This is a genomic window from uncultured Winogradskyella sp. (assembly GCF_947496485.1).
Classification (GTDB): Bacteria; Bacteroidota; Bacteroidia; order Flavobacteriales; family Flavobacteriaceae; genus Winogradskyella.
In genome coordinates, this window is the sequence record NZ_CANMCZ010000005.1 from 230,792 (window position 1) to 250,527 (window position 19,736).

The following is a 19,736-nucleotide window of genomic DNA, read 5'->3' on the forward strand; positions in this document are numbered from 1 at the left end:
GTTAATTTAAAAACTGATTTTAGTATTTTTTTAACGGATTATTAAAGTGTGTCTAGGTAGTCATTTATTAATTGTACACCTTCAGTGTGGAGTATTGATGTACCTATAAAGGGCATGCTTATACCGTCATTATAGTCTGAAACCCTAAATCTGATGCTCTCTTTTCTTTCTACAATATCAGAATTCTCTAATAATGTTTCATATGCAAAATCTAAAGTTGATTCATTTTCGCATTGACCACCAGGAATATGACAACTTGCGCAATTGACAGCTAAATATGCTCTTGCGCGCTCTTCCAAGGAAAAAGTATCATCTTCCCAGTTAGGAAGTGCTCCAATGCTTGAAGGATTTGCTATACCACTTAACTGATTATTATTTATAAATTGTTGTAATTGGTTACTACCGTTTATATCAAAATTCATATTTCTCAATTTTGGACCAATAGGTTTAAGTTCATCGAAACTTTGGTGACATGTAAAACAGTCATTGTTTGATGGAATTTTATAGTTTACAGATTGTGTAACTCCATCATTATCAATCCAAGATACAGGCAATACACTACCATCTAAATCCAAAATAGCGTCAGTTTGACTGTCATTCCATGTGTAGTTTCCTGATTCCCAATTTCCATTGAGTTTTATTAAAACTCGTGTTTCAATGATTTGCTTTCCTAGATCTAAATCACGGTCGTTTACATTGTAATAAAATGTTTTTGCTATTACCGTATTGTTAGGAAAAACTGGCAATCCATCTCCATCATATGTCATACTTGCACCTTCTGGCAAAGCAATAATGCGTTGTTTGCTTGCGTAGTCTGAAAACAATGTTGTATTCAGATTATATTCAAAAGCTAAGGAAGTAATATTTAACTCATTTAAATTACTGGAAAATAAATTTAATTCCGATAAGTTATTCCTAAATTCAGGTATAACTGGAGGTGAAGAGGTTGTAAAGCTATGGACATCTGTATACGCACTTAAATTGTTTGAACTACATTCAGTTTGAATATAGACATCGTATACTGTATTTGGTTGAAGTCCATTAAGTTGAGCTGACGAACCAGATTCGCTAACAGTAGTTCCGTTACCTAAGGTGAATCCTGAAACACCAAATTCTAGGTTATATGTTGCTGAAGCATCAAATTCATTCCATGTAATTATTGCGGAATTGCTAGTAACTGAAATTGAAGATACATTGGTGACAGTATTACAAACTGGAGTAATTCCGTCATCCTTATCACAAGCAAGTAAAATAAATGCAAGTACAAATAAAAGAGTCAGTTTTTTCATTTTTGGGGTAATTTTCTTTTTCCAGCGATGACAATTTACTAAAAATGAATGAATTCGCAAGTTTTGGAATGTTATTGAAAACTTTTTCAAAAATATATGTTTAATTGTTTTATACCATCTCAACAAACAAGCCGTCATCAGTTTTTTCAACCTTAGTTAGACCATGTTTACCTAAACCTTTAATGCCTTTATCCCAACCTTTGTTACTTAAGCCAGATTGAGATTTTAATACTGTTAAGTCCATACGTTTCTGTGATTTAAGGATTTCGAAAATGGCCTTTTCGTTATCACTTAAGTCCACTTTTTTCTTCTCAGGTCGCATTTGAGGGAAGAATAAGACTTCTTGAATACTCTGATTATTAGTTAAAAACATAATCAAGCGATCCATACCAATTCCCATACCAGATGTTGGTGGCATTCCGTATTCTAAAGCTCTTAGAAAATCATAGTCAATGGTTCCTGTGGCTTCATCATCACCTTTCTTTGCTAATTCTAATTGATGCTCAAAACGTTCACGTTGATCAATTGGGTCATTTAGTTCTGAGTAAGCATTTGCAATTTCCTTACCACAAACCATAAGCTCAAAACGCTCAGTTAACTCCGGGTTTTCTCTGTGCTCTTTGCATAGCGGACTCATCTCCTTTGGATAATCTGTTATGAAGGTTGGTTGAATGTAATTTCCTTCACATTTCTCACCAAAAATTTCATCAATCAACTTACCTTTACCCATAGTGTCGTCAACTTCTATGTGCATGCTTTTGGCAGCAGTTCTAATCTCGTCTTCAGATTTATTGTAAATATCAAAACCTGTGAATTCTAAAATGGAATCACGCATCGTGATGCGCTTATATGGTGCTTTAAAGTTGATGTTGTGTTCTCCAAACTTTGCTTCCGGTGTTCCGTTCACCGCAATAGCACAATGTTCTAACAATTGTTCGCAGAAATCCATCATCCAGTTATAATCTTTGTACGATACATAGATTTCCATGGCTGTAAACTCAGGGTTATGAGTTCTATCCATACCTTCGTTACGGAAGTTTTTAGAAAACTCATATACACCATCAAATCCACCAACGATAAGTCGTTTTAGATACAACTCATTAGCAATTCGCATATACAAGGGAATATCTAAGCTATTGTGATGTGTAATGAAAGGTCGGGCAGCCGCTCCTCCTGGAATAGGTTGTAAAATTGGAGTTTCAACTTCAAAATAACCTGAATCATTAAAAAACTGACGCATGGCATTAAATAATTTTGTACGCTTTACAAAAACCTCTTTCACGTGCGGATTTACAGCCAAATCAGCATAACGTTGTCTGTAACGTTGCTCAGGATCTGTAAAAGCATCATATGTTACTCCATCTTTTTGTTTTGGAATAGGTAATGGCTTAAGTGCTTTACTTAATAATTTAAAATTCTTAACCATTACGGTCTTCTCACCAACTTTAGTTGTAAAAAGCTCTCCTTCAATACCAACAAAGTCACCTAAATCAATAAGTTTTTTAAAGACATCGTTATACAACGATTTATCCTCACCAATACAAATTTCATCTCTATTAAAATATACTTGAATACGACCATCGCTATCTTGCAATTGCGCAAAAGAGGCTTTTCCTTGCACGTTGATAGCCATTAGACGACCAGCTATAATAACTTTTTTACCTTCTTCATAGTCAGACTTTATCTGTTTAGAAGTATGATTAACTGGAAATAAATCTGCTGGATAAGGGTTAATCCCTAAAGCTCTAAGCTTTTCTAACTTTTGGCGTCTTACCAATTCTTGTTCTGAAAGTTGCATTCTTACTATTTTAGAATCCTACCTTTTTCGGTAGGCAGATGCAAAATTACATTATTTACAAGAATTGGAGAACTGCTTTCTAATTTGATTTTATGACCTCTAGATTCTTTTTAAGATCTTCATTGTCAGGATGCAATTTTATGGCATCTTCAAGTACTTTAATAGCATCTTCTTTTTTACCAGAAACACCCAAGGTATTTGCTAAACTCATAAAAGTTCTAGGTTCATTGGGAAATAATTCTGTGTTGAATTTAAAGACAGCAATAGCCTCATCTACACGATTTGTTCCGTATAAGATACGTCCATAGGTATTCAATTCAAACATACTGGTAACTTCGTCCTTGTATTTTTTTAAAAGTTTTTTACGCTTCTTTTTTAAGCCTCTTATTCCTTTTTTCTTTAAAATATCATCAACAGCAGCAACGATTTGATAGTTTGATTCGTAGTCATTTACAGTAATGATATTCTGAATATCTTCTTCAAAACTCTTGACTGGATGTTCCACAATTCGGTTGATTTCATTTCCGTCTTTATAAAAAATTATGGTTGGCACTCTGTGGATATTTAAACCAGCTTCCTCGTGTTGAGGGCTTTGTTTATACATGTTTCGTTCTCGACTTACGGCGACAACTGTCAATTGATCCATTGGGAAATTACAAGCTTCTAAAACTTTGTATAATCTTGGAACTTCTTTTTTGCTGTCTCCACACCAAGTACCCATAAATAGTGTTATAGAATATGATTTTAAATCAGAAGCGATGGTGTTGATAATGGCTGTATTTGGCTCATAATCTTCATGATTTTTAGTAAACCAAGACGTGTAATTATCACCTTCTAACCCACTTTTGTCAATTTTTCCAAGTAAATAAGGTATTTCTCCATCTTTTGAGATTTCTTGGTTGAGTTGTTGTGCATTTACTTGCAATGTAAATAACAGAACGATTGCTATTATTGTAATATTCGTTTTCATTTTGATGATTTTTTGAATGAATTAAAAAGACTTGAATAATTGCCATTCTGAACTCGTTTCAAAATCCTGAGTTACTAACTTAATTGATGCTTTTAGGTTTTAAAATAAAGACAGAATGACAAAAAATAATCTTGTTGGCTATTAGAGCATTTTATTTTGCAGCAACAATATTCCCTTTGATCTTTAGGATTTTGTTACCGCCTTCTGCATTAGACATTACTGTTACAGTTTTTGTAAAAGCTCCTAACTTTTTGGTGTTGTACTTAATGTTTAATTCTCCTGATTCACCTGGCATAATAGGCGCTTTAGAATAGCTTGGTACGGTGCAACCACAAGTTGTTTTTACTTTTGTAATTACTAGAGGTGCGTCACCTGTATTGGTAAATGTAAAGAGTCTTGTACCATCTGAATGTTGTTCTACAGTGCCATAATCAACTACTTCTATTTTAAATTTAATAACAGCGACTTTTGTGTTATATTTATCAAATTCAGTTGATGTAGTATTAAAAAAACTTAATGCTAAGATTAAAAGAATTGCAGTGTTTAGTGTTCGTTTCATGATAAAATGTTTTATGATTAATAATGAAACAAACATCAAGGATAAAGATGTGAATTTTGAAAAAAAAAGGTTGGAAATCGGTACTAGTACTAGGGTTGAATTTTTTAACTATTTGATAAACAAAGACTTTACATCTTCTCTAGACTGGGCATTTAACTTTTTATAAATGTTATTAGTATGTGATTTTACCGTACTCACACTTAAAAAAAGAGCTTCTGCAATGTCTTTATTGGTTTTATTTTCCAGTAAGTGTTCTAAAACGACTTGCTCTTGTTTAGATAATTTGGCTTTTAAATTTTTAGTCTTAGATTGTTTTTGTTTCCAGATACGATAAAACAATATTGCATTTAATATTACAGAACTGATTAAAAAAATATACAGATAAAAACTCGAGTTAAGACCAGTTTGTCCTTTTGTAGCTGTCAACATATAGCGATCTGCTTCTAATTCATTAACATATTGTTTCGTGTAAGGAGAATTAGGGTAAGTATCCTCTAATCGAGATTTTAGCTTATCATAGTATGCATTGTTTTTCAAATCTTCAACATAATAGCTATGTAAATCACTACTTCTGTCTGATAAATAGGAATAAATATAGAGCTCAGCAATTGGTTCGTTTAAAGCTTCACCAAAATATTGTAAAGTTTTAAACCATTTTTTGTTGTTTAGTTTTCGGTTAGCTTCACTTCTAAATTCACCATAGGCAAAACGCATATCATGTTTAAGTGAATCGATTTTCACAAAGGCATTTGCTTTTGGGTTATTAGATTCAATAGCACAAAACACTTGATTTCCAAAAGAAAAAGGGAGATTTAAAGTGTCAGTATTTTTGGCAATAAATAATAGTTCTTCGCTATCGCTACAATGGCCATTAAAATGATTGAAATCTTGTTGAACATCAGAACATTTATCGACATGAATACGATAAATACGATTTTCATTATCTAGCATATTACCTTTAAATTCGAAGAAACCAGTTTCATCCGCTGTGGTTTTAGCGATAATTTGCTCAGAGTAGACGCCAGACATTTTTCTGTAGTCTTCAACAATAGATAGATAAACCGAATTTTGCCATTCATCAGGATTTATATAGCCTGAAAAAGAATATTGTGCTTGGCAAAATGCAGAAACTGCTAAAAAGATCAAAAGAATTTTTAATCGCATATAGCTAAACTACATAATTTTCATTGACTTTAAAATATCAGAAATACAAATACTGTAACAATTTTATTGAAAGTGCGTCATATCATTACATCAAATCATCAAACGAATTATGAGTATCTGGCGTGTTATACTGTCCATTATTTGCCCACCTTTAGCAGTTTTAGATAAAGGCTGTGGTTCTATTCTAATTACTTTTTTATTATGGCTATGCGGTTGGGTTCCGGGAGTCATTGCAGCATTAGTTATATTAAATAATCCTGAGCGATAAATTCTTATATTTGTGCTCTATAAAACTCAATAAAGTACACATGAAAAAAGTTATCCTATTATTTGTTTTTGCTTGTTTTTTAGCAAGTTGTAATGTTACCGAATCTATTGTTTTTAATGAAAATGGTTCAGGTCAGTTTTTAGTCACTTACGAAATGGGTGAAGCTATGAAAGCTATTGAAGAATCAATGGGAGGTGGTAAGTCTGATGCTGAAAAAAAGAAAGATGGAAAAGTCATGGATACTACCATGGTTTTTGCCGATATCATGGAGACTTATAAAGATAGCGTAGCTGCATTACCAGAGGAAAAACGTTTAGCGATGGAGGCTGTAAAAGATATGTTTATGAATATGAAAATGAATGAAGAAGAAGGAATAATGAACATGGGTATAGGTCTAAATTTTGAATCGATAGAGGATTTAAAGGATATCAATGAGAAAATAAGAAAGGCACAAAGTTTAAATTCACAAGGTAACCAAGTTGATTCTATGAAAGACAACTCACCACTTGGTAATTTCTTTGGGAGTGAAAATAATAAAACTACTTATGCTTTAACAGAGAATGGCTTTTCTAGAATTACTAAATTAGATATTCCTGAAGGCTCAGCAGAGGATTCTATGGAGGAATTGTTTAATGAAGAAGATGAAAGTAATCAGCAGTTTATGGATTATTTTGAGAATGCCTATTACAACGTTAAATTGACATTCCCTAAAGCTGTAAAGTCAATAGATATTGAAGGTGCTGAGTTTTCTAAAGACAGGAAAACAGTGACTTATAAAATTAATTGGATTGAATATCTTAAGAATCCATTAGCACTAGATGCTAATGTTAAGCTCGTAGATGAATAAAACCGTAAATCTTAAGGATTTAGGCTTAAAAGATTTTAAGGACACTTGGGATTATCAAGAAACACTTTTTAAGGCTATTTTAGATACCAAAATCAAGAATAGAAGGGAAGATGCTGGTTTGGAAACTGACAATCATTTTCTTTTTGTAGAGCACCCGCACGTTTACACTTTAGGCAAGAGTGGAGACTTATCTAATTTGTTACTTTCTGAAGAACAGCTAACGGAAAAAGGAGCGACATTTTATAAAATTAACAGAGGCGGAGATATTACCTACCATGGTCCTGGACAAATTGTAGGATATCCTATTTTAGATTTAGATAATTTCTTCACCGATATACACAAATATTTACGTTTTTTAGAGGAGATGATTATTCTCACTTTAGCAGAATATGGTTTAAAAACAGAACGTAGCCCTGGTGAAACAGGTGTTTGGTTAGATGTTGGGACACCATTCGCCCGTAAAATTTGTGCAATGGGAGTAAGAGCAAGCCGTTGGGTTACCATGCATGGTTTTGCACTTAATGTGAATGCAGATTTAGGGTATTTTGATAATATTATTCCATGTGGTATACGGGGCAAAGCTGTGACATCATTAAATACTGAATTAGGTGTGACTAAAGTTGATGAAGCTGAAGTGAAACGGAAGCTTTTGAAGCATTTTAGTGCTCTTTTTGAGGCAGAGTTTATTTAATTGCGTCAAAAAACTATTGTCTTAAGTGTTTGAAATCAGATATTTAAAAGATTTATTCAGAATTCAATACTGTCTTTAGGTATAGCATGAAAACCAGTGGTCATAACCCTTTTTTCTAAATCTTCAATACTCACAAGCTTAGATGTATAAACTTTAATTTCTCTTGGAAAAACTTCCATATTTATCTCAACTTTCTTAATGCCATCTAAACTAAGAATTCGTTTTTTTATGCACTCTAATTCTTTTTTCTCAATAGCGTCAGTTCCAAAAATTTTGCCTTGTTGCCCTGGAATAATATTTTCTGAAATTAAACTCATGATTTGATGATTTAGTATTAATTAAAGTTTACAACTAGAACAGGTATATTACATTGGTATTAGTACCTACGAATTTACTTAATTTTACTAGTGAACGAATTTACAATACAAAATAAAATTATAAAGTGATATTGGTCAGTATTACTAATTTTTTGATTAAATTTTTCTTGTTTTTTGAGTTGAAGTTAGATTATGCCTCAGCGTTAAAAAATACCTTATAAAAGTGCATCTTTTTATCTTCATCATAACCACGTTCTAGGTATTCTGCTGATGCATCAGGTGCATCTACATCGAGTTTAATTTGTATGTTGGTGTCTAGTTTTATTTCAGTTTTAATCTTTTGTTTTTGCTTTTTTAGAACACGTTCTGAGACATCAAATTGGTTCCTAATGAGGACTTTATTTTCAGATTCATAGCTTTTTTTGTAGTCTTCGAAGAGTTGTATCTGATCTTCTTCATCAAAAACTTCTTCTTTAAAGGTTTCAATGTTTACAATTTCATTTTCTTTAAAAAAATCGACTGTTTTTGCTAAGAAATTACTTTGTTCTTGGCCACCAAAATTGGGCTGTAAAACTTCTTTAGAAAATTCTCTACAAAGTTCAATACAGTTCTTAGTGTGTTGGTTGCTATCATCAGGATATTTAATATTTAGGAAGCTTTTAATCCAGTATTGCGTGTCGTAAGTATTGTTGTCTACACTAAACACAATTTTACCCTCCATGTCTGACGTATTTAAGATTAAACAGCCTTTATCCACTTTCTTAGCCTGTATTCCCTTTTGTACCAGAATATCATAGTTTCCAGATTCTAAATAGGTTTGAAAAAACTCTGTTTTATTTTCAATTTTATAAATACCAATAGCATCTGTAAAATAGTCTTCGTATTGTACGTTCTCAAAATGGCAAATGAGTACATCTCCTGTTTTTATTTGAGCAGAATTACTTTGCTCAAATAAGTGTGTAACGATGTGTTTTGAGACGTCTACAAAATCTGCTTCCTCCTTAAAAATTTGCTCAGAATAGGTGTTGATTTCATTGAGACCAACATCGCTATGGTGATGAAAACGATAGCTTTCAGCAACGCTTACGAAAGGCTTTAAAAGATAGGGTAACATTAAATTGTATGTAGCTTCATCAAAATCTACAGTTGTATCTGAAAATGCATTTTTTGTGTCATTAAATTTGTTGCCGACTTTATGGATAATGCAGCTTTTTATCGAAGCCTTTTGTCGTTTTATCATAGTAGAAATACTTAACTGTTTTTCAGTGTACAATACTACAAAACCCTAGGCTTAAAACTAAAGAAAACGCCAAAATAAATTTGGCGTTTTCAGACTCGAGGACTTAGATTTGGTTATCGTTATATTTTTACAAATTCTACACGTCTATTTTGTGCTTTTCCATTAGTGGTATTATTGTCTCCAACAGGTTGAGTTTCGCCTTTCCCGTCTGTAGTTAAACGACCTTCAGAAATATTATATATATTTATTAGCACATCTTTAACAGCAGCAGCTCTGGCTTTAGATAGTTTTAAATTAGCATCATCTGTACCATCTGAATCTGTATGACCAATAATGTTCAGTTTTATGTTATCATCTTGCATTAAAACTTGTGAAATCTGTCTTACAATTCCAAGACTTTGTGGTTGAATATTTGCTGAGCCAGAATCGAATAAAATGCCATTGGTAGAAATTTTACCCTCATTTAATAGTTTTCGTCTTAAATCTTCACCTCCTTCTGCAATTTTAAGATTTGAAATAAACAAACTTTCTTTGCCTTCTGTTTTAAAACCACTAAGATGGAATTTAAGAGAATTTATAGGTGAATTTACACCAATCATTTTTGGAATATCAACACATTTTTTTTCATTTATCCATACTCTTAGACGTTCTTTGTTAACAGCAATGGAGATGTGAGGTTTGTTTAAAACCGCTTTTCTAATATCTGCTTTGATACTATTATTTATCGTGTTTTTAGCATCTAACTTATTTATTACGCGAAAATTAGAAACAGTATATTGAACAAATGGGATTTGGACTCTAGCATTGTCACGCCCAGTTTTAAATTCATTATTGTCTTCTAATTTAACCTCTAAATGTGCGCCAATTGAAGTTTTCTGACCTATGCCTAATGTCATAACATCAAATTCAATTGTGTAATTCTCCGGAAGATTTCTTGGAAGATTTGGAATATAATAAGTGTTAGAGCCCCCTTTTAGCTCAAACCATCTGCCTGAAACTTTGTTAAGTGTAACAACTTCTCCTGAGCCATTTGTATTCCATTTAGCAGGGAAATCACCAATAAAATCATTAGAAAAATCATCATAAAATATGAGTTTATCACCTGGGACAAAATCGTATTTACTGTAGACTTCTAAACCATCTGAAATGTTTGAAGGTTCTTCTTCAATTTCTCTGTTATTTTCTTCGTCATCTACATCAGAATTGGTGTCTGATTTCTTATCTGAATCATCTTTAGATTCATTACTTTCCTTATCGTCATTATTATCACCGTCATTATCACCTTCTCGCTGACCAAAAAGTAATTCTTTGGCAGTTTTTATACTATATTTCAAAGCTTTTTTAGCGCGATTAATCTGTAGTGTCGCTTTTCCTTGTTTAAGCATACCAGCACCATCTAAATCTCCTAAAATATCTGGTGCACTTTCGCTCAAGGCAGAGACGTCTTCTAAAGCATCTTCTAAAACATCAATATCTTCATCTTCTAATGGAGTACCAGCTTCAGCATATCCATCGTATTTGTATACTTTATCGTATAAATCGAAAGACTCTTGTACAAATCTATCTACGCTAGAAATACCAACTCTATTTTTTGGGCGTTTTATTTTTTTTGTTTGCGCATCAATAATTGGTGTTGTGAAAATGAAGAAACAAAATGTAACTATGAAATGTTTTAAAACTGTGGGATAATTCATTTTAAGTAATTGATTAATAGCAGGATAAAAATAAGTATAACTATTGATACTAAAAAATGAAATATGTAATTGATAAGGATTTTAGTGTATTTTATAAACTACAAGTGTTTTATCATCACTCTGTGTAATAAGTTCTAGGCCTTTTTCCTCATCTAATTCTTGCAGCTCTGCTGCAGAAGTTCCAAAAACTGGAAAATTAGCTATAGGCTTGGCTTGGCTATCAAATAGATATACTTTTTTAGATTGTAAATCTGTAGTGGATACATATATTTTGTCATTGAGATAGAAGATCTTAGGAGCTGTGTATTCGCCGTAATCTAAATCTACTGTTCTAGACTTTATGTTGAGCTTATTTTCTGTCAAAGAAACTAAAGTTTTACTGGTCGCTTCAACTTTGTGTTTGTCTGGAAGAATTAAGTTTTTTGTACTCAATTTTCCTTTAGCGTCTACCTGTACAAGTTGACCAAGTGTATTGGTTGTAGTGAATTTATTTTTATATAAATACAGTTCGTTATCAGAAAACCGAATTTTATCTTTTACGCTAATACGAACACTTCCTTGACGGTTTAACAACTTCAGTGTTTCCCCAGCAGCAAAAGCAATATAATCTTTACTGCCTATTCTAAAGTGCTTTGGTTGACTGGAAATAGTAAAACCATTGTTTTTATATTTAAAACCTGATATTGATGCTCCTTTAGCATCATACATCAAAAGATTTTTTCCTTGGGTAACTAAGAGCCTGTAGTTTTTTCTTTTATCGTAATCAAATACGGAAAGTGGTTGGGTAATTACATCGTTAAATTTTAAGGGAAATGGCGATACGTCTTTACCATTACGATCTAAAACATAAATTCGATTTGGCGTTGCAAAAGCAAGTTGTAATCGACCGTTTTTAAACATGTCAATTTGTTCAATATTGCCTAGAATTTTTCCTTGTAATTGTTTTTTCCAAAGAATATTGCCTGAATTTGAAATAAGGTAAAGCATATTGTTTACGTCTTGTACTGCAATATCGCGAGCACTTGTAACATGGTTTTTAAGTGTTTGCGGTACTGAGATTATTTCTGCTTCAATTTCTGTGGTAAAAGCTTCTGTAATAGAAAGAGAAGCTGCTTTTCTCTTAAATTTTTGAATGATGCCATTGACATGTGCATAATTATCCTCATAAATATACTGTACGGCATTGGCATTATAACCTTTGTTGTCTTGATCTAAAATTTCAGCTAATCCTTCAGCATCTTTAAAAATAAATAAAGAGGACTCATCACTAAGATATTCGCTAATATTAGTAAAGGCATCTGAATTTGCCAGTGTATTACCATTTAGGGCACTTGTAAGTATAGTTTTAATGGCTTTGGTTGAATTTGAAAACACAATAAAGTTATCAAAGACTGAAAAATACTTTGCATTCTCAAAAGTGATAAATGGTTTTAAACTTGATTTGAAAAAATCTGTGTTTTCGGATTCGAATATTTCAATATCCCTAAACGTTTCTGCATTAGATTTTTCTTCAATAGATTCTAAGACTAAGTTTGGATCTAATGTATGTAATAGTACAGCATTATCTATTAAGGCAATTTCGTTGGTGAAACTCAAAAACACTACTGAATCATCATTGTCTTGTTGATTTAATTGACTAAGGTTTTTATTAAAAACTGTAAAGTCGTCATAAGTAATACTTAATAATGACCTTGTATTTTGGGGTGCTATTGCTGGCGTATTTGTTTTCTGGGGAATTGTATGTTTAAAAACATCTAAATTATTAGTAATAGAGTCTTTTGAAGTCAATATCCCATTGTATTGAAGGCTATTCGCTAAGTAGTTAAAATCTAAAACTGTAAAACTAGAAGTAATGTTCTTATCTTTAATATTAGTAAAAAGTAATTTTGAATAATTTTCTGAATCAGATTTAAAAACTATTGAAGCAACAGATTTGTTATCCGTAGTTTCGATCAATTTACTCAACTCAGTGTTTTCTTCTTTAGGATTTAGGCTTTTTAGAATTTCTAGATTATTAGATGCAGCAAAAACATGTCCAACAATTTTATGATATATAATTGTGGTATCTATTTGACTTTTTTCAATTTCGAAATTGATCAAGGTTTCCGATATGTGATTAGAAATAGAGTCAACTACAAATAAAGTGGAATCATTTTCTGTAAGAATTACATAGTCCGAATTATTTTCGCTTGAATCAGAGAAACCTATAAAAACCTGTTTGGTTGTATTCAGATGTTTTAGAACCGCAGAAGCGTTTGTTAACTCCTTATTATATATACCAGAAAGTATATTATGATTTTCAATACTATTATTAAAGTCATTAAGTTCAGATACCTTTATCACAGAGGTAACGTTATTTGGTATGAACTGAAAGGCTTGTTTGTTTTTATTATAATCTTTTTTACAGGCTAATAGAAAAGATAGTAGCACTATTAAAAATCCGAATTTCTTCATTAATATAAAATTGTTATCACAAATATATAAAGTTATATATCTAAACGGTATTGCTCTGGTAATAATCTAAATGATTTTCTGTGATATTTTGTGACACCAAATTCTTTAATCGCTGCCCTATGTTCTCTTGTTGGGTAACCTTTGTTCTGTTTCCAATTGTACATAGGAAATTCTTTATGAATTTTTTCCATGTATTCATCTCTATACGTTTTGGCTAAAATTGAAGCAGCTGCAATGCTAAGATATTTACTATCTCCTTTTATTATAGTTTCATGTGGAATTGTTTTGTAAGGTTTAAACTTGTTTCCGTCTACTATAATATAATTTGGAACCGTTTTGAGTTTATCAATAGATTCATGCATTGCCTTTATGGAGGCGTTCAAAATATTTATAGTGTCAATTTCGGTTTCAAAAATATGTTGAAATGCAAAGGCAGTTGCTTCTGTTTCAATAATTGGTTTTAAAATATTTCTTTTTTTTTCTGAAAGTTGTTTAGAATCATTTAATATGTCATTGTTAAATGATGGAGGTAAAATAACTGCTGCTGCAGTAACAGGACCGGCTAAACAGCCTCTGCCTGCCTCGTCAGTACCACATTCTAGATCAAAAGAGGAATATTGAATTTTAAGAGACAAAATGTAAAAATTTCAACAAAGTTAAAATTTTAACGCAACCCTTTTGCAGTTTTTGCATCTAAGTAATGAGTTAATGGTTAAAACATTGAAAATATAATTTTGTGTGCTGTTGGCGAAATCGATTTAGTATTAACATTTTTTTGGCAAAAACACTTGCTTATTTAATATTTAATTAAGATGTTTGCAACTAGACTAACTCAAATAATTGTTTTATGAAATTAAAGTTAACATGGTTATTGACGCTTTTTATGGCGTTCGTGATGCAATTTTCTTTTGCACAAGAGAAAACTGTCACAGGGACAGTTACAACAGCAGATGATGGTTTACCCCTTCCTGGCGCTAGTGTAATTGTGAAAGGTACCTCAAGAGGTCAACAAACAGATTTTGATGGAAAATATTCCATATCTGTTAATACGGGCGATGTCCTGGTAATTTCATACGTGGGTATGAAAAATACCGAAGTTACTATTGGTGCTGCAAGCACTTATGATGTTGCGCTTGAACTTGACAACGCTTTAGATGAAGTTGTTGTTGTAGGTTATGGTACAACAACTAAAAAAGCTTTTGCCGGAACAGTTACAACAGTTTCCACAAAAGATATTGAAAATAAGAATTTCGCAAACGTAACTCAATCTCTAGCAGGTGAGGCGTCAGGTGTTCAGGTTATTAATACTACTGGTCAGCCAGGTTCGGTATCTACTGTACGTATTCGTGGTTATGGATCAATAAGTGGTAACAGAACTCCACTTTACGTAGTTGATGGTGTTCCAATTACTGCTTTAGAGACTTTAAATGCTATCAATCCGACAGATATTCAAAGTACGTCTATATTAAAGGATGCTACGGCGACAGCTATTTACGGATCAAGAGGGGCTAATGGTGTAGTTTTAATTACTACAAAATCAGGTTCTTCTAGCGAAAGCTATATTGAAGTAGATTTTAAAACTGGTATCAATACGCAAATAATACCTCGTTACGAAACAATTACGAACCAAGAGGAAAACCTAGAATTAATATGGGAAGGTTTGAGAAATGGACGAATGATAAATAATGGCGAAAGTTTAGCAGTTGCTAGTACATGGGCTACTGAAAATTTAGTTAGTAATAGTGGTGCTACAGGTGTTTTACCAACACGTTACAATATGTGGGATGCTCCTGGTAACCAATTAATAAACCCAGCAACTGGTAAATTTACAGGTGTTGCTAGAAAGTTTACTCCAGAAAGCTTTGAAGATTTAGTTATACGTGATGGATTACGTCATGAAGCTAATGTAAGATTTGGTGGTGGTAACGAGAAATCTCGATATTTTATTTCTGGTGGTTTCTTAGATGATAACGGAATTGTAGAATCATCTTCTTTTAAGAGATACACAGTAAGAACTAATGTGTCTTCTCAAATTAAAGATTGGTTAAAAGTTGGTGCTAACATTTCTTATTTATATGCAGAACAAAGAGATAATACTGCTCTAGGTGGATCATCAGCTATTTTTGAGTTTATTGACAAAGTGCCAACAATTTTTGGTGTATTTCTTAGAGATGACAATGGTAATAAAGTGCCAGATCCAATATTAGGTGGTTTTATACCTGATTATGGTGCTATTAGTACTGGTGGTACTGCGCCAGGTAGACCTTCTTCAGATGGTGTAAGTCCATATGGTAATATACTTTACGATTTCAGGGGTTATGACAGAAACGAACTTGTTGGAAGTGCTAACATCGATATTGATTTAGCTAAGGGTCTAACTTTTGAAAGTTCACTAAGTTACCAATATAGAGGTAATATTTTTAAGAATATGTCAAACCAATTTTATGGTTTTGGAGCTCCTGCTGGAGGTCAATTGAATCAAATAAATTCAACTAATGAGACTATTAACTTTTTAAAGTTATTACGCTATAATACAGACTTTGGTAATCATTCTTTAGAAGTATTAGCTGCTCATGAGAGTAATAATCTTAATATTGCTATAATCGATGCTAATAAGTCTGGTGCTGAAGTGCCATTTGCATTGGAATTAACACAATATATTGAAAGCATAAGACCAGCTGAAGGTTTCCAAGAAGGAAGAACTTTAGAATCTTATTTTGGTCAGGTGAATTATGATTATGATGACAAGTATTTCTTTACAGGTTCTTTAAGACGAGATGGGTCATCAGTATTCTTTAAGAATAAGTGGGATACATTTTATTCATTAGGTGCTGCTTGGATTATAACAAACGAATCTTGGGCTGAAAGTGATTTCTTAAGATTTTTGAAACTTAAGGCTTCATATGGCTTAGCTGGTGATGAGGCAGGTGTATTCTCTGCAACAGGATCTTACTATGTAGGTCAAAATTTATTTGATGTTACAAATTTAGATGGTGGATTTTCAGTTGCACTAGAAGGTAACATCGCAAACCCTGATATTACTTGGGAAAGAAAAAAACAAATTCAAACAGGTTTAGAATTCACACTTGGTGATATTGTTGATGGTAGCATAGATTATTATATCAACGATACTGAAAATTTATTCTTCAATAAACCAGTAAATCCTGCATCTGGTTCAGCTGGATTGTTAGTTAATGACGGTGAATTAAGAAACGCAGGTATAGAATTTGATTTAAATTTCCATATCCTGAGAAAGGATAATATAACTATGGACTTAGGTGTTAACGGAACTCATATTGATAATGAGTTACTTGCCTTACCAGCAGAAACTCCTAATGAATTTATTAACACAACTTTTGGTGGTGCTAGAGTTGGATATCAAGTTGGTAGATCTATTTTTGATTTTTATTACAGAGAGTATGCTGGTGTTGACCCAGCAGATGGTTTACCAATGTGGTTTGAATACTTTGATGATTTAAATGATAATGATGTATTAGATGCTGGTGAAGAAATTGAGCAGGCTTCTTTAGAGGTTCACAAATTTAATAACCCAGGTGCTAATAATTTTAAAAGACAAGTAACAAAGAATTATGATGATGCAACTCAGAAGTATGTAGGTAAGTCTTTACTTCCAGATCTTTCAGGTGCATTTAGATTAAGCGGTAATGTTCATAGTTTTACTTATGCTTTACAGTTTACTTACCAGTTTGGTGGACACGCGTTTGATAATAACTACCGTGAATTTTTTGAGCGTGGTTTTTCAACAGCCAGTGGTACGTTACATGCTGATATAAGAGACAGATGGCAACAACCTGGCGATATTACTAATGTTCCTAAATTAGGAAATGGTTCTGTTGCTAATGATGTTGGTGCTAGTGATAGATTCCTTATCAAATCTGACTTCATTGGTTTAAACAGTGTTAATATCGGTTATAACTTAGGTGGTAAAATGTTAGAAAATACTGGTATAGATAATATTAATCTTTTCGTGTCTGGTGATAATTTATTTATCAGTACGGCGAGAAAAGGTTATAACCCTTTAGTAAGAGAAGGTGGAAACACGCGTAGAAATCAGTATGCGCCTTTATCATCTTTTACTGTTGGTTTAAGAATGAAATTTTAATTTAAAAAAAAGCGATATGAAAAAAAATGTATTAAAATTAATCGGTTTAGGTGTCCTTATGTTTGGACTTCAAAGTTGTGAGAATGATTTTCTAAACACTCAACCTACAGAATTCCTTTCAGAATCTGAATTAAGTGATGTTGTAGATTTAAACCCTGCTTTAGTTGCGGGTACAGTTGACGGTATTTACACACAAATGTTTACTAGTGGTTCTGGTGGAACAACAGGTCATGATGATTTTGGTCAAAAAGCATATGATGTTTTCTCTGATATGCTTTGTAGTGACATGGCTTTATCTGGTAGTGTATATGGATGGTATAGAGCATCTATAACTGAAATGCAAGCTACACAAGATTTTACATTTGGTGATAATTTTCAGACTTGGTCATATTATTATGGGCAAATTCTTAATGCCAACTTAGCGATGTCTAATCTTGGTGGACCAGATGGTGATCCAGAAAATCCTGAAGCAAGAGCACTCTTGGGGCAGGCATTGGCATCTAGAGCACATTCATATTTTATGTTAGCGCAATTGTACGCTGATGATTATGATGCTGATCAGCCTATTATTCCACTTTATGCGGAACTTACGGCAGAAACATTGCCTAAGGCAACTCAAGGCGAGGTGTATGCTCTTATAGAGTCAGGTTTAAATAGAGCAATTGAATTATTAGAGGGTTATAACAGAACTTCTAAATCTAAGATTGATCAATCTGTAGCAAAAGGTATTTTGGCTTATGCTATAGCGGCACAAAGAACTAGATGGAGCGAAGTGGCTGCACTTGCTGGAGATGTTTTAGCTGAATCTGGTACTGTTTTAATGCCATCTACATCTGATCCTTACGGAATCTTAGGTGGTTTTAATGATGTTGGAAACCCTTCATGGTTATGGGGTGTTGATATCAACGAAAACTCTGGTGTAGGTTTAATTTCTTGGTGGGGACAGGTAGATTATTTCTCATATAGCTATGCTGCTGTTGGTGATACAAAAGCAATAGATGCTGGTTTATATGAGAGTATGAGAGCTGATGATATTAGAAGAGATCAATTCTTTAATGGTGCAGGTGCTAATTACTTACAACCTTTGTTTAAGCAATATGATGTAGATCGTGTACCATTTGGTACATCAACAGCAGTTAAGGCTGATTATGTTTACATGCGTCATGCAGAAATGATTTTATTAAAAGCTGAAGCAGAGGCTAAACAAGGTATGGATGCTCAAGCAAGAACAACTTTAGGTTTACTTGTTGATAATAGAATAAGTGATACATCATACTTGGCTGGTTTAAGTGGACAAGCTCTAATTGATGAAGTATATAAACAAACTAGATTAGAATTATGGGGTGAAGGGAAGTCATATTTTGCTATGAAAAGAAACCAAGCTTCAATTGTAAGAGGAACTAATCATTTATCTTTTGCTGGTGAAACTATTCAGCATAATGATGATAGATTAACTTTTGAAATTCCACAAAGGGAAATTCAGGATAATCCTTTCATAAATGATCAAAACTAACTAAATAACATTTTACTAATGAATAAATTTTTAAATTACACGGCATTTTGTTTGCTTCTACTAATTAGTTTTAGTTGTGAAGATGAAAACGGAATCGGTGAGAGCGTAAATTATGTAACTTTCGAATCTGAAGAAGTTGGATTTCAAGTTGCTGCAAATGGTACTAGCGCAAAGGATATAGTTGTATATACAGGTAATAAGACTGGGTCTGATAGATCATTTAGTGTATTAGTTAATGATGCTTCTACTTTGTCTGCTAATTATTCTGTGCCAGCAACGGTTACTGTTCCTGCGAATTCAAACGAAGGAGTTTTAACAATATCCGTAACAGATGATGATACTTTAGCTTTTGAGGCTCAAACTCTTATTGTTGAGTTTTTACAAGGTGATGGCATATCAGTTGGTGAGCCTATAACTCTTAATGTAGCAGAGTTATGTCCTGGTTCTTTAGTTCGATTTAATTTGACTTTAGATACTTGGCCAGATGAAACAACTTGGGAGATATATGATTTATCAGGTACTCCTACTGTAATTTATTCTGGTGGTCCTTACATTAATCCTGATGATGATTTCGCAGAATTATCTTTTGAATATTGTATGTTACCAGGTGAATACGGTGTAGTGGTATATGACTCTTATGGAGATGGTGGACCAACTTTCAACGTAACATCTGATGCAGGTACTTTAGTGGAAGATACTACTTTAGGTGGTTCTCAAGCTTCAGCGACTTTTACAGTTGATTAATTTATTACTTATATTTATAAAAGCCACCTTTTACAGGTGGCTTTTTTTTTAGAAAAAAATAAAAT

At 32.8% G+C, this 19,736-nt stretch carries 16 protein-coding genes; 6 read left to right on the forward strand and 10 right to left on the reverse strand.

Going from position 1 to position 19,736, the window contains the following annotated elements; translation table 11 throughout:
- Positions 1-41: 41 nt before the first annotated feature.
- The 5 genes from Q0822_RS15325 to Q0822_RS15345 all read right to left on the reverse strand — a co-directional run bounded on the left by Q0822_RS15325 (position 42) and on the right by Q0822_RS15345 (position 5,780).
- Positions 42-1,289, reverse strand: coding sequence for a fibronectin type III domain-containing protein (locus Q0822_RS15325; protein ID WP_299125251.1), 1,248 nt, complete (start codon positions 1,287-1,289; stop codon positions 42-44).
- A 109-nt stretch (positions 1,290-1,398) separates the two neighbouring features.
- Complete coding sequence (gene lysS, locus Q0822_RS15330; RefSeq protein ID WP_299125254.1) at positions 1,399-3,087, reverse strand: lysine--tRNA ligase; 1,689 nt, start codon at positions 3,085-3,087, stop codon at positions 1,399-1,401.
- Positions 3,088-3,166: 79 nt separating this feature from the next.
- A complete protein-coding gene (locus Q0822_RS15335) occupies positions 3,167-4,057 on the reverse strand; it encodes a hypothetical protein (RefSeq protein WP_299125257.1) in 891 nt (296 codons plus the stop codon).
- 151 nt (positions 4,058-4,208) lie between these two features.
- Entirely contained in the window at positions 4,209-4,616 is a 408-nt protein-coding gene (locus Q0822_RS15340) for a DUF1573 domain-containing protein (protein ID WP_299125260.1), read from the reverse strand.
- A 108-nt stretch (positions 4,617-4,724) separates the two neighbouring features.
- A complete protein-coding gene (locus tag Q0822_RS15345) occupies positions 4,725-5,780 on the reverse strand; it encodes a LuxR C-terminal-related transcriptional regulator (RefSeq protein WP_299125263.1) in 1,056 nt (351 codons plus the stop codon).
- 109 nt (positions 5,781-5,889) lie between these two features.
- Between Q0822_RS15345 and Q0822_RS15350 the strand changes: the two genes are divergently transcribed.
- Genes Q0822_RS15350 through lipB form a run of 3 tightly spaced genes read left to right on the forward strand, consistent with a single transcriptional unit; the run spans position 5,890 to position 7,586 of the window.
- On the forward strand, positions 5,890-6,048 hold the full coding sequence (locus Q0822_RS15350; protein WP_092446701.1) for a YqaE/Pmp3 family membrane protein: 159 nt from the start codon (positions 5,890-5,892) through the stop codon (positions 6,046-6,048).
- A gap of 40 nt (positions 6,049-6,088) precedes the next feature.
- A complete protein-coding gene (locus tag Q0822_RS15355; RefSeq protein ID WP_299125265.1) occupies positions 6,089-6,895 on the forward strand; it encodes a hypothetical protein in 807 nt (268 codons plus the stop codon).
- Entirely contained in the window at positions 6,888-7,586 is a 699-nt protein-coding gene (gene lipB, locus Q0822_RS15360; protein ID WP_299125268.1) for a lipoyl(octanoyl) transferase LipB, read from the forward strand. The genes Q0822_RS15355 and lipB overlap by 8 nt, the downstream gene beginning before the upstream one ends.
- Positions 7,587-7,642: 56 nt before the next feature.
- Here the strand turns inward: lipB and Q0822_RS15365 are convergent, their stop codons facing one another.
- From Q0822_RS15365 to Q0822_RS15385, 5 genes are all read right to left on the reverse strand, one after another.
- Positions 7,643-7,903 carry a heavy-metal-associated domain-containing protein gene (locus Q0822_RS15365; protein ID WP_299125271.1) on the reverse strand — a complete coding sequence of 87 codons (261 nt, stop codon included), beginning with the start codon at positions 7,901-7,903 and terminating at the stop codon, positions 7,643-7,645.
- Positions 7,904-8,093: 190 nt separating this feature from the next.
- On the reverse strand, positions 8,094-9,143 hold the full coding sequence (locus Q0822_RS15370; protein WP_299125274.1) for a nucleoid-associated protein: 1,050 nt from the start codon (positions 9,141-9,143) through the stop codon (positions 8,094-8,096).
- A gap of 119 nt (positions 9,144-9,262) precedes the next feature.
- Positions 9,263-10,837, reverse strand: coding sequence for an OmpA family protein (locus tag Q0822_RS15375; protein ID WP_299125277.1), 1,575 nt, complete (start codon positions 10,835-10,837; stop codon positions 9,263-9,265).
- Positions 10,838-10,918: 81 nt separating this feature from the next.
- A complete protein-coding gene (locus Q0822_RS15380) occupies positions 10,919-13,291 on the reverse strand; it encodes a ribonuclease HII (RefSeq protein ID WP_299125279.1) in 2,373 nt (790 codons plus the stop codon).
- A 32-nt stretch (positions 13,292-13,323) separates the two neighbouring features.
- Entirely contained in the window at positions 13,324-13,926 is a 603-nt protein-coding gene (locus tag Q0822_RS15385) for a ribonuclease HII (RefSeq protein ID WP_299125282.1), read from the reverse strand.
- Positions 13,927-14,138: 212 nt separating this feature from the next.
- On the opposite strand from Q0822_RS15385, the gene Q0822_RS15390 reads away from it, so the two are divergent.
- From Q0822_RS15390 to Q0822_RS15400, 3 genes are read left to right on the forward strand one after another with little or no spacing between them, the layout of a single operon-like run.
- Positions 14,139-17,414, forward strand: a complete 3,276-nt coding sequence (locus Q0822_RS15390; RefSeq protein ID WP_299125285.1) for a SusC/RagA family TonB-linked outer membrane protein — start codon at positions 14,139-14,141, stop codon at positions 17,412-17,414.
- 16 nt (positions 17,415-17,430) lie between these two features.
- Positions 17,431-18,927: a RagB/SusD family nutrient uptake outer membrane protein gene (locus Q0822_RS15395; protein WP_299125287.1), complete on the forward strand. Its 1,497-nt coding sequence runs from the start codon at positions 17,431-17,433 to the stop codon at positions 18,925-18,927.
- Between the two features lie 18 nt (positions 18,928-18,945).
- Positions 18,946-19,671: a hypothetical protein gene (locus tag Q0822_RS15400; protein ID WP_299125289.1), complete on the forward strand. Its 726-nt coding sequence runs from the start codon at positions 18,946-18,948 to the stop codon at positions 19,669-19,671.
- Positions 19,672-19,736: the final 65 nt, after the last annotated feature.